Genomic DNA, 12,992 nt, shown 5'->3' with positions numbered 1-12,992 from the left:
ATGAGCAACGTAGCTATCAAAACAATTACCCGGTTTCGCGATGGCATTTACAGCGAAACAGACTCCCTCGGAATGACTGCCATTACCCGTGGAGGACGGTTTGTTGGCGTATTCATCTCCACTGGTGAACTTTCCAAAACGGTTGCAGACAGGCTCCAACACTCACTTCAGCACAATCCACATCATACGGTTTCAGTGCTAACCCGGAAGGCAATCGGTTAATGCAGAGTGGATTCAGCGATATATCATCAACGCTATTACCAGCACCCCGACAGCGTACTGTTAGGGCACGGTCTGTGGCATCTTCCTCGGGAAGTGCCACAGCACCTCTTTCTGTGAAAAAGACCCGCTATCCGGGAATTGATGGCGTGATGCAGGCGGCCACGGATCTGGTTGCAAAGTACACCGGGGATGAACGGGTTCGCAGTCTTGCACTTAACATCACCCGTTCCGTGCGAAAGCATTCAGCAACCGGCCAGCCCGATCTCCGCAACGATGATCTGATTGCCGAGGCTATCTATAAATGGATGGTTCGTAACATTAACTATGTACGTGATCCCTGGAATATTGAGCGAATTCAATCGCCGGATGTCACCATTCGCCAAAAAGCCGGTGATTGTGATGATCATGCGATTCTGGGAGCCTCCCTCCTTCAAAGCCTTGGCATTCAAACCGGATTCCGAATTGTATCACGAACCGGCAACCATTTTGATCATATCTATGCTGTGTACCGGTCACCGGCCGGATGGAAGTCATTCGATACTACTGTTCTAAAATATCCGGGATATTCGTTTGATGAACGGCTGATTAAAAAATCCCGGCACATTCCCAACCGCCTGCCGGATGGACTTGGCTTTGAACCGATAACTACGGCAGCGGCTATCGCTTCCACGGTAAGTACCGGGATCAGCGTAAAGAATACCCTTTCACAACTATTTGCAGCCGGAGATAAAGACCAGCGCCAGCTACGTAGCGGTCTGCGAAATTATTTGATGCAGCAGGGAGTGCGATCGGAAGTGATCTCTTATTCACACACCGAAAACCACAAGCTTCAACGCTATGCAAAAATGATTGATGAGCTGGGAAAACCGGCTGTTGATCAACTGAACAGGTACGGGAATTTGTCGGACTCCTTTGTGGCAGGTCAGCGAGCCCAAAACAGTAAACGAAAAATGACCATGGTTACCGGTTTAGCGGCAGGTGGAATTCTGCTTACCAGCATCGTGATCTGGACTATAAAAAAGTGATGAGCAAATGAATCGAAGCAGCTATGTAACCAGTACTGGCGTTCTTGTTTTGGGCACCGACCAGGTATTCACTCAATCACCGGTCGAAACGGGTTTAGGCAGTTGGGAGGATACCGATCCCTGCCGGTATGCGAATCAAAGCTGCAGGGGAAAACTATTTGGCGCACTGAAAAGCTGCCGAAGACAGCGTGAAAAAAGCCAGGCATTGTGCCAGGCACACCAAAAGCAACTTGAGCAAAAAGCCGAATGGGAAGGCCAGCGAGACCAGATGATGCAGGCGCTTCAAACCACAATGACAAGCACAGCCCAAAAACAGCAGACAGCCAATTCAGCGATGAAAACCGGTCTTACCATAGGTGGAGTTACCCTCGCTGGAGCTGCTCTTTTCCTCTATCTAAAAAGCAAAAGAAAATCGAAACCCTCTAAATAGAAACATCATCTATGATTAACGAAACCAGTGGATACGACAGTTTTGATCTGTTAAATACCCAGGCTGCTACTGCATCCGGTGGCCAATCAGCTGTTCGCCAGCCGTCCCGATTTTCAAATGCACTCAACAGCATCAATCAATTCCTTCAAACCGCTACTCATACCTTTGTAACCGTTGATGGAGTGATCAATAAGGACAAACAAAGCTCGGTGCAACAGCCCCTCTATCCCGGCCAGCATGTTTCAAGGGCACCCCAAAACGGTTCCTTTATGAAATATCTGGCCATTGCCGGTGTTGCCGTAGGTGGTGGAATTATTGTCATGAAAGGTTTTAAGAAGTAACCCATGACTACAATCAGACAATCACGATACCTGGACGGAACCATGCCGGGAATGAGAAATCCACGGGTTTTTGATTCCGAGGACCGCATGTATATCCAGCCCGATATTGAGACCACTGAAATGGGCGAAGGATCTCTGGTTGAGGATGACAAAAAGAGTATTTGTCAACGCCTAGATGGAGAGGTGAATCTTGGCATTGCTGATTGGTTTCGCAACAACCGAAAACCCATCATAACGGTGCTGGCAATTTATGGTGGGTATAGACTATTGAGGAGGTAGACCATGAGTAATCAATCTTCCTTTACTTCAACCGGCCTGGGTGAATCACGAATTGTCGGCAATGTTATCGCAACGGACAAAGCAGAGCTTCGAATCATTGGCCGTAATCCACAAAGAGGACTTCCCAGAGAAGGTGTTCCGTTTTCACTGGATCTGGAAATTGAAACTTTTCGCAACTGGGCAAAGGTATTCTTTCTCCCATTTCTGGCCAGTTGGGGAGCGTGCCCGGATGCACTTGTAGTGGTTCGGTCAGCTGACACCGGCCGGGTGTGGGGAGTGCAACGAATGAGAACCTCCCTGTGGGAAAACTGCCGGGCCCAGGCCCGATTGGTATTTGATCGCGATTTTCGCCCGGATGCAACCAGCCGCATTGTTTTCGAACTCTATCCGGATGGCGTGGACATCAACAATCTTCAGGAAAAAGACCGGATTGAGCAATCCATGGCCATGACTCTGGATCTGGGCGAGCAAGATGGCCAGCAGTCCGGGATTTATGCTCCACCCACGCGTTCCTGGTATAAACTGCCATCCATGAAAGCCGGATCAGCTTTAGGTGAAGTGAATACCATGCTGAAACGAGTCATCATTATCGCCGGAGTTGGAGCCGGATTTTACTTTGCTGCTCCCTTGCTTCCCGGCCTGCGAGATGGCGTGAAACAACTAACCGGCAAAACCAGCAAATAGTGAAAGAGCTGATCAAAGGAAGAGATTATGAGGTAGTGGATGAAGGACTTGGAGCTATCGGTGATTACCTGGAGCGAACCTCACGAAATGCATTTCTGCATTTTGCCGGACTGATCAATAGCGCCACCAGTGGTCGACGCGGGAAATATGCAACCATTGCTCTGAATATGGCAGGTGTAACCACCAGCAGTGAAGGGATCAGCAGGCACTACGAGCAACATGCCCAGGTGATTGATGAATACTTTGAATATGTGGATGTAGTTGCCCTTTCAAAAAAACTGGACGTGGATAAAGCCATTGCCAGCCATGCACCGGGTGCTATTCTGAAAGTTGGTGGTCTTCTAACTGTTGGAATTCTGATTGGCGTGGCCGGACTGAAATTATACAATCGAAAAAAATAGGTTATGACATTACGCAGAGGTGATAAAGGACAGAAAGTAATGGTACTTCAGGCTTCTCTTCAGGAAGCCGGAATTGCACTGCCTGCCTATGGAGTGGATGGAATGTTTGGTCCGGAAACAGAGTCAGCGGTTAAACAGGCGCAAGGATTATTCCTGATGGAACCGAACGGCATTGCCGACCAAAAGCTATTTGATGTATTGGGGATTTCGGATATCACATCTACCCATTATCCTGCTGAACAGACCGCTTCACCCGGAGTGAAGAAATGGATCTTGGCCGGTATTCTGGTTGGAGCGCTTGCATTCGCAGCTCAAAAGATCAGGGGGTAACAATGGATCAGTTGAATACCCTCAGCGCACAGGAATTGGCGAATCTAAATATTCAGGGAATCAAGATTGCCGAACCTTTTGGAACACTTTTGGGAGAACCCGAGCGGAATGCGGTGATGTTTATCTGGGGCGAGAAAGGAGCAGGAAAATCAACGTTCAGCCTGGGACTTGCCAATGCATTGGCCGATCATGGCCGGGTGGAATACATTCCGGCAGAAGAGCACTTTGGCAAAACCCTGGTGGATCGAGTCAAACGACTCAATGCTACTCACAAGAATCTGAACTTCACCAAGTGGAAGTCTCTTGAAGCTCTAAAAGATACTCTTCGGAAAAACCGGACAGCTTTTTGCGTGCTGGATTCGATTACGGTGATTGAAGCCAACGACAAGGCAACAATTGAGCTGGCTCAATGGTGCAGGGAAACTGGTATCAGCTTCATCATGGTTGCCCATGCCACCAAAGACGGAAAGTATAAAGGGAATACGAGTATCGCTCACGAGTGCGACATCGAAATAAAAGTGACCAAAGAAGGCCAAGCCGAAGCTGAAAAAAATCGGTACAGGACACTGACTGCCATTGACGTTCCTTTTACAGCAACGGGTAAAAAAGCAATCCGGAAGAATCCGGCAGATGTTAAGCAGCTGTCGCAAAAGCAATTTGAAGCAGTTGAAGATTCCTTGTCAAATGATGAAGTCTCAACTGATCAGGAATTAAAGGAGCATTTTCAGAAGGAGTTTGGACTCACTGAATCGCAGGCATCTCATTGGGTTTCCAAACGCAGCCAATACCTTACAAACCCTTTCCATAGCGAACATCGGGCGAATCCGGTAGAAGTACCTTTTCGAATCACACTATCAGAAATTGATAAGCTGCATAAAATTCGATCATGGAAGCGTGCCAACTCCATGTTTGGTTCCAAAATGCCCTGTTATGCAAAGGCGCATTCAGGAGAATCGGAATCTGCCCATTTGAGCATCCGATATACCCCGGATTACAACAACAAAAAATATGTACTTGAACTCCTGCTTGATGGCAGGCTGGAAACACAGATTTGCACGGAAGGTGCCAGTGGAGGTTTTAAAGCATCATGGCGGCAGCTGGTAAAGGAGTATGGAGATCTGGAAGTGATGATCTATTCGCAGGATCATGCAAAGAAAGTTCTTGGAGCCAGGGAGTACAAACGACAGGAACGTAATTTCAAAAAAGCGCAGAAAACCGGTAGCGATTGCCCTCCCCAGCAGGCTTCAAAAAGCTCTGAAAAGCTGACCGACAAGATCAAACGATACAACCTGCCGGAGGAACACAGGGACTACTTTGACTTTCCAAACGGTACACAGCTTGTGCCATTGGAGAAGCTGGTATCCAAGAAAAAGAACCCGGAAAAGAGCATCGAAAATGCACTGGGTTTTATGAAGCGTGCAGCAAACGGTGATCAGAAGAAACGTGCACCGATTCAGGTGCAGAAAAAAGGCAGTCAATATATCATCAAAGATGGCAACGCCACAACAGAAGTAGCCAAACGATCCGGGTGGAAGAAGATTCCAGTCATCGTTGAATCCATTCCGACAAAAACGAAGCACAAACCGGCTAAACAGAAAAAAACTCCCCCGAAAGCGAAAGGGATCGATATCGAGGCCGCACGGAAAAGCCAGAATAAGCTGGATGCATTTTTAGAAAAGGTGTTGAGCTAAGCTATGTCGCAGATGAAAACGAAATCCTCAAACCTAAGACAGAATTCATCCGCGGGTGATATCGACAGGCTTTATGATGAGCTTCAGGATCGTTTGATGGGGTATCCCGATTCCCTCCAGGATCGTTACGAAGGATATCATCAGGACGAGGAAGTTGCTTTCGCAGAAGCGGTCATGGGCATGATCGATGGAGAGATGAACCTCTATGAGAAAGAAACCTTTTATGATGAACACGATCTGTGGCATCTCGATGAAGTGGGCATACTTCGAAAAGCATTAGCGGTTGTCGATAAGATTGAACAAGATTTAAAGAGAGGTCGTAAAAATCCAGCCCAGGTAAAAACAAATATCGATGATCTTCAAGAGATTCATCAGGATGACTTTGATCACTGGTTAGGCGATTGGGATGGAGATGGGATTGCGAATATTGACGATCCCAACCCACTGGTTCCGGGCGATACGTTGCCGATTGACAGCGCCGAATTGACGCCACAAATCAAAGCACTGATCAAGCAGAAAAACGCTTACCTGCCTGCATTGAAATCCGTCATGCAAAAGCTGATAGATACCGGATTGCCGCTATTGGTGAAAGGCCGGATCAAGACCATGTACTCTACCCTGGGAAAACTGATCCGCAAACGATTCCCATTCACGGTAAAGGTTGCCGACCAACCGGGAGAAACCTACACGACCGGACTGACAGATATTGCCGGTTGTATGGCAGTGCTCGACTCTCAAAAGCAAGTCGAAGCCATAGTACAACGAATTCTGGATGGAGAGCTTGGAACCGTATGGGAACATGAAGATAAGTATGCCCATCCTGCGGACGGCTACCGCGCCCACCATTTTATCATTGTTGTAGACGAGGCCACCCCGGTAGAGATCCAGATCAAGACCAAGCGAATGTCGATGATCTCTGCGGCTTCCCACTACCCGTACAAGAATGGGAATCTGAATGGTGAACTGCTTTTGGAGCTGACAGATCTGGCTTGGAAAGCAGACAAAGGAGATATTAAAGCAGCCGAAGCACTGGAACCATACTTAACCGATCTCGACCGACTCCAGGAAGACTTAACGATTCGGAAAAACCCTTCCGATGAAGTGAAGGAGCTTCAGGATGCATTTGGTGAAACCGTGAAGAAACTTGCCCTTGCATTTTCACTGGATAAGTTTCCAAAAGAGCATCGCAAGGAAGCCCTGGAACTGTTCAGAAATCACGGTTCTATTATTGGTGTAGATTTTGACAATCTGTTCCAAGAGGCTCAAAAACCGGAAAAAACAGGCAGCCCATCCTATGAAGGTAAAGGAGATCGAACGGGAGAATCGAAATTTGAAAGCGGATTTTCGGACGTCGAGCTGAAAAACTATCAGCCGATCAAAATGACGGCCTCCGAGCGTCGAAAGGCCAATGAACAGGCCATTGAGGTTTTGCAGAAAGAGGATCGGGCCATCACCAAAGCCGATATTGATGTACTGCGAAAATATACCGGTGCCGGTGGACTTGGATACAGTGATGAACAGGCAAGTGGAAAACGTGGCCTGCTCAATGAACACTACACCTCCTACTCGGTAGTACAGTTCATTTGGGATAAACTTCAAAAGATGGGCGCAACAGGCGGAAATGTTTTAGAGCCTGGAGCCGGAGTTGGAAATTTTGCAGGCTTTCTGCCAGACCGGGATACCTACCGAATGGTTATGGTTGAACGATCAGCGATCAGCTCACGGATTGCACGGTTGCTCTATCCCCGGCAGACCGTTCGCCATGAAAACTTTGCCGACAGTGATTTGTCCATCTACAACCTAACCGGAGTTGTAGGGAATGTGCCGTTTGGCGATTTGAAGATTCATACCCAGCGAGATCCGCTTGCACCCCTTAGCCCAAGGATTCACGACTATTTTATTTTGAAATCCCTGGACTCTCTTACACCGGGTGGATTCATGGCCGTAATCACCTCCACAGGTACGATGGATAAAAAAGATCCGGCCATTCGTCAGGCAATGGTTCAACGCGGGCGATTCATTGGCGCATATCGTCTTCCATCTTCGGCCTTCAAGGATAATGCTGATACGTCTGTTACGACCGATATTCTGTTCTTCCAAAAGTATGGCGATCATTCCGGTGAGGTTCACCCGGATGTAGATAGCCCACTGAACCGGCTCTTTGTCTATGATGATCTGATTGAACGTACACATGAGTATAACGGCGAAACTTACCGGGCCACCTACAACCCCTATTACAAGGAGTACCCTGAAAAAGTATTGGGTGACCATATTCAGGGACATAACGTGCAGTTCTTTTCCCGTATGGGTGTGAAGGGACAATTAACGGATTCTGTCATTTCAAAAGCTCTATCGGATGAGATGGCCTTTGCTTATCCACTCCCCGAAGAAATGCCACTCTATAATATACCCGATGACGGGATCATGCTGGATATTCGCCGGGAGTATCATCCGGGGAATATTGTTCTGCATGAGGGCACCTTCTATGAAAAACAGCGCAGGTATTTCAAGGCTCTTCCGTTATCCGGTAAAAGTGAAGGGCTTAAAAACCGCATAGGGTCAGCTTGTCGGCTACTGGATAAATACGATGATTACGTTACAGCATTGGCACGGGAAACCTCCGAAAAGGATGCGCTTCGGGCAGAGTTTAAAGAGCTGCTCTCCGGCCATATGGATTTGTTTGGCGTCCCCGATGAAGACGAAGATATTCGTTCTGTTTTCAAATACGACAACCGGCTCTACAAACTGACTACCCTGGTGAAACGTGATCCGGTGAATGGCGAGCTGGTCTATGCCGATATCATCGACGCCGATTCCATGTTCAACCGTAACTATGTACCCTCCATCGGTGATTCTGGGGATCTGGCAGAGCTGGCCATGTTTGGCCGGTCGATTGGTGAGTCGCTCGATACCAGTTTCTTCCAGTCGGTGTACAAAGGTGGCACGGCTACAAAAGATGAACTCTTGGAAGCTCTGGAATCACATCCTGATTTTTACTGGAACCCGGAGTCGGCGCGCCACGAATTCCGCTATGAGTATCTGGCCGGAAACGTTCGCTCAAAACTGGCCATTGCCCGTGAAAACGAGCTGGAAAAGAACATCACTGCACTTGAAGAGGTGGTTCCGGAGTGGATCGATATCTACAATATCACAGTCGATCCACAACACATTTTCACCTATCTGCCAGCCAAAGCTATAGAGGAGTGGATCAAAGATGAGATGAACTACGACAAGGTGGAGATTGGCCTCGTTAAGGATAAAGCGGATCTGGGCAACCGGTTCTACATGAAGCTCCGAAAGTGGGGCCGGTATGTTTCCGGTGGCGATGAAACCAATGATGACTGGAATCTTGGCTGGGGTGAGACACCCTTCACCAAAATCATCAACTCCTACATCCAGGACAGTACGTTTCCACTGAAATTCTACGATGAAAATGACGAGCTGCTTCCAAACATGACGCTGAAGCAAGCATTGTCCATGTCCGGTGATAAAGGGCAGATTCTTATTGAGCGGGCACGGAAAATTCAGAGGCAGAATAACAACCGGATGCTGACGCATGTGCCTAAAAAGTTCAATAACTGGGTACGGACGAAAGCCTCCACTGAAATTCGGCAACTCATCGAATCGGCCTACAACAACACCTACAATGCTGTGGTGAATCCACCATTTGACGGCCGTACTCTACGTGTTCGTGGAATGAGTGATACCTTTTACGGGGTGAAAGATTTTACCGTGTACAAACACAATCGGGCTATCGCTGAAAAACTGGTCTGGAACGGTAAAGGTGCCAACTGCCACGATGTGGGAGCCGGTAAAACCCTCGCCTCAATCATTACCTCGCAGGTGCTGCTCCAACAGGGAGCCGCGCGAAAGCCCATGTTTGTGGTGCCGGGGAAAGTTCAGGAGAAGTGGGTGGAAGAGTATATGATGCTGTTCCCCGACGCAAAAGTTCTGAACATGAAAATGACATCGGACAGCAAGCATAAAGAGCTGACCATGGCGCAGCTCTACAACTGGGATGCCATTTTCATTGCAGATCATGCGTTCAAATCTCTTCCACTCTCCCCCTCCGAGCAGGCCCGGATTTACCAGCAGCGCATCGAATACTTCAATCAGATGCTTGAAAACTTTGAGGAGCTGCTGGATGAAGACCAGGCGATATCAAAACAGGCAAAAACCTCGATGATGAAGCGCCTGGAAAAGCAGATGGAAGAGTGGGAAACCAAGCTACGTAATGTGGCCCATGCCAAACGTCTCGAAACGGATATCTTTTTTGACGAGCTGGGTGTGGACTGCCTGTTTTTTGATGAGGCTCACTTCTATAAAAATGCACTCGGTTCAGCGAAAGCGGCTAAACTGGGTATCTCTGCGAATAAACCCTCTCAACGAGCTGAAGATGCTCTTCAGAAAACCCGATGGCTGTTTAGTAAGATTGGGTACAAGAATGTATTTGTACTGACGGCAACCCCCGTTGTGAATTCCCCGGTGGAAGTATGGCACATGCTTAACCTTTGTGCACCTGATCTGCTCAAAGAGTACGAAATCGAAAATCTGGATAACTTCATCAATCTGTTTGTCCGGGAGGAAGAGAAGATCGTTAAGAAGACCAATGGTGAATACCGATCTGAACGAGTGGTGGCCGGATATTACAATTTGCCTGAAATGCGGAAGATCATCGATGAGGTGATGGACATCAAGAGCTATGATCAGCTGATTGGCTTCTACAAAGAGTACCCAGATTACATTCTGGGCAGTGACGGCAAACCGGTGAAGGGATCGGACGGCCAGCCCAAAGTACTGGAGCCGAAATTCAAACGGCCAAAAGCTAATTCCCGAAATGTGGTCATTGAGCCAAGTGAACTTCACAAGCTTCTCTTTGATGATATCATCCTTCGTGCCAATGATGTGCTGGCCTGCATGAAAGACCGGCAGTGCGAAACCAGGGATAATTTCCTGGTCATTACCGGAGACGGCAGCAAGATTGCTACGGATCTACGAGTTTATGACAAGGATTTTGAAGGGATTGATCGAACTTACCTGAAGCTTGGCGCATTGGTGGACTCCGTAGCCAGTTCGTATCAGGCACGATCCAATCCGGCACCGACTATTCAGCCGGAGGATATGTACGGAGATTACTTCAATCGCCACGGCAGGCAGCGACATGCAGCCACGCCCCCACACATGAGATCAAATCCTTCTCATATAGAGGTGATTACCAGCAAGGGTGTGGTTAAGGAAAAATCCGGCTATTGGGTGGTATGGGATAGCAAAAAGGAGATGTATGAACCCCTACACATTTTGCAGGATAAGAAGCCTGAACATACATGGGATGAAGGAATTTATGGCAGTGAAAAAGAGGCAAAAGAGCGTGCTCAGAAGCTCAATGATCAGTGGAAAAAGATCAAGGCAAGCCGATCAAATCCAACTGGTCCGGCTATCCGCAACCAGATCATATTCTGCGACTGGATAAGCCTCCATCAGTCTCAGGGGGGAAGTTTCCATCAGCTCATCAAATCTGAATTGGTGAAGGCCGGGATTCCAAAAGATCAGATTGCAATCATTAATGGCGCAATCATTGGTACCAATAAAGATGGCTCCGATTATTCGGTAAGCAGCAAGGACGATAAAGAAGCTCTGAAGAAAGACGTGCAGGATGATTTTAACCAGGGTAAATACCGGGTGGTGATTGGTAATCAGTCCATTGCAGAGGGCATGAACCTGCAAAAGTGGACTACCGATATACACCACATGGATGTACCCTATACACCTTCACAGATTCAGCAGCGAAATGGCCGTGGACTTCGCCAGGGAAATCAGTACCCGAAAGTGACTATCCACTACTATCTGATGCAGGACTCCTTTGATCAATATCGCCTGGAACTGGTATCAAAGAAACAGAGCTGGATTGATGATCTGTTCTTTGGCAACGCCAGAGAAACCGTTAACGATGGAGACAGTGAATCACTGGAATACGAACAGATGGTAGCTGCAACCAACTCCGATCCACGGGTAAAACAGTTCTTCCAGGCCCTGGCGCAAAAGAACCTGCTTGAAGACCGGATCGGGAATCTGGAATCTGAAGTGCAACGGTTAGAGTCCAGCCAGAAGCAAGCCACCCATGATATCACTTCGAAGCAGGAAAAGATGCAGTCGGTAGTTGAGCGAGAAAAAGCCCTGCAAGCCTCCCACCTTCCGGCAAGTGCGAAGCAGGCCACCCAGCAAAACCTTTTCCAGTTGCAGTTCGGATGGAATGGAGAACCGTATCAGATCGATGTTGAGTTGTCATCTGACGCGAAGCGAATTTCCAGTTTCCGTATGAAGGCAGAGCTTGACGTGCCGGAAAATAACCAAAATGGCCGGGTGTGGTTTCATCTGATTCCTGACAGCAATATGCCTGACAGAGCTTTCTACAATAAGGCGAACTGGGGTTCAATCAAACGGATGGCAAAAGAAGAACTCGGCGAGACCTTCGGGTGGACGCTGGACGAGCCAACCGGCAATGGACGCTCCATCTCAGGAAACCTTGGAAATATCATCGCCACCGAGCAGGACTTCTATCGTGAGTACGGGGTAGATATCCAGGCGGAGAAGGCAATAACAAACGAGTCCGGGGATGATAGAAGCTTTAAAGAGATCAAACAATCTCTGGGTATGTTCACGATATCAAAATGGCAGCCGATTATCACCCGTAAGCTTGCTGAACTATTCCTTGCCTTGGAACGAGCCTGGCAACGAACATCCAAGAGTCGTTTGGAGCTGTTACGCGCCGAGGTCACCCAAACCGAAAAGACACTGGCCGAGCTTGGACGGGTATTGACATCTACTCGGCAGGAACTCCTCGCGGCCAAAACGGATCTCGATGCCAACCAAAAAACCGTGATCCAGCTTAATGATGTCGTCAATGAGCTGGTAGCGGTAAGCTATTCCGACCGAAATGAACTTTATGAAGAGATCAATCGAATCGCTCCCACGTACAAAATCAAAAAGGCTATCACGGTTCGTGATGTTGGAGCCTTAAAAGGGGAATCCGGTTCAAAAGGAACCTTACGGGAGAACTCCTCCGGTGGAGCAGGTAAGCGACCAAAACCCAAAAATCGACCGGCTCTGCTCAAAATTCTTTACGAAAAACCGCTGGTCTACTCCGGGATCGTCAAAGAACTGGAAATCATCGATGAGGGTGGCATGATGGAGCGAATCCAGGCCGAACGGGATGATCTTGCTATGATCATTGATGCAGACGGAACCACCATATTTGTATTTCCAACCCGTTTAATGAAGCTCTCCAAGGGAGCATACGACGACGACAAAGCGGCTGAGATGTTTGAAGAGTTTCACCATTTCCCAGCCGATGACTACGACTATGAGCTGTTTCCGTCTTCGGGCGAGAAACTACTCAGTGCCGGTCACGCCGACCGAATCCTGTATGTAAGTGACAAGGTAATCTACGCCGATGACGAAAAAGGCAAGGATAACCATTACTTCCACTACTTCGATTCGGGAAAGCGACCGGTGTATAAGTACGGTGATGTCTACATCATCGCTAACGTAAACATAGACGGCAGGGGCATTCTTAATTGAGCCCACCCGAC

10 protein-coding genes are annotated in these 12,992 nt (G+C 48.1%); all 10 read left to right on the top strand.

From position 1 onward, the window contains the following. Entirely contained in the window at positions 1-222 is a 222-nt protein-coding gene (locus DDZ15_RS09720) for a hypothetical protein (RefSeq protein WP_109646910.1), read from the top strand. 113 nt (positions 223-335) lie between these two features. Next, complete coding sequence (locus DDZ15_RS09715) at positions 336-1,247, top strand: transglutaminase-like domain-containing protein (RefSeq protein WP_158278673.1); 912 nt, start codon at positions 336-338, stop codon at positions 1,245-1,247. A gap of 7 nt (positions 1,248-1,254) precedes the next feature. After that, entirely contained in the window at positions 1,255-1,677 is a 423-nt protein-coding gene (locus tag DDZ15_RS09710) for a hypothetical protein (protein WP_242978972.1), read from the top strand. Between the two features lie 11 nt (positions 1,678-1,688). Further along, on the top strand, positions 1,689-2,018 hold the full coding sequence (locus DDZ15_RS09705) for a hypothetical protein (RefSeq protein WP_109646908.1): 330 nt from the start codon (positions 1,689-1,691) through the stop codon (positions 2,016-2,018). Between the two features lie 3 nt (positions 2,019-2,021). Continuing rightward, positions 2,022-2,297 carry a hypothetical protein gene (locus tag DDZ15_RS09700; RefSeq protein WP_146198565.1) on the top strand — a complete coding sequence of 92 codons (276 nt, stop codon included), beginning with the start codon at positions 2,022-2,024 and terminating at the stop codon, positions 2,295-2,297. Positions 2,298-2,300: 3 nt separating this feature from the next. Beyond that, a complete protein-coding gene (locus tag DDZ15_RS09695) occupies positions 2,301-2,981 on the top strand; it encodes a hypothetical protein (RefSeq protein ID WP_109646906.1) in 681 nt (226 codons plus the stop codon). After that, entirely contained in the window at positions 2,981-3,382 is a 402-nt protein-coding gene (locus tag DDZ15_RS09690) for a hypothetical protein (RefSeq protein WP_242978971.1), read from the top strand. The genes DDZ15_RS09695 and DDZ15_RS09690 overlap by 1 nt, the downstream gene beginning before the upstream one ends. A 3-nt stretch (positions 3,383-3,385) precedes the next feature. Beyond that, entirely contained in the window at positions 3,386-3,712 is a 327-nt protein-coding gene (locus DDZ15_RS09685; RefSeq protein WP_109646905.1) for a peptidoglycan-binding domain-containing protein, read from the top strand. Positions 3,713-3,714: 2 nt separating this feature from the next. Beyond that, a complete protein-coding gene (locus tag DDZ15_RS09680) occupies positions 3,715-5,403 on the top strand; it encodes an ATPase/DNA packaging protein (RefSeq protein WP_242978969.1) in 1,689 nt (562 codons plus the stop codon). A 12-nt stretch (positions 5,404-5,415) separates the two neighbouring features. Continuing rightward, positions 5,416-12,981 carry a helicase-related protein gene (locus DDZ15_RS09675; protein ID WP_158278672.1) on the top strand — a complete coding sequence of 2,522 codons (7,566 nt, stop codon included), beginning with the start codon at positions 5,416-5,418 and terminating at the stop codon, positions 12,979-12,981. Positions 12,982-12,992: the final 11 nt, after the last annotated feature.

The organism is Rhodohalobacter mucosus (assembly GCF_003150675.1).
Classification (GTDB): Bacteria; Bacteroidota; Rhodothermia; order Balneolales; family Balneolaceae; genus Rhodohalobacter; species Rhodohalobacter mucosus.
The sequence above is the reverse complement of the archived record's forward strand: the minus strand, read 5'-3'. Positions and strand labels throughout refer to the sequence as shown.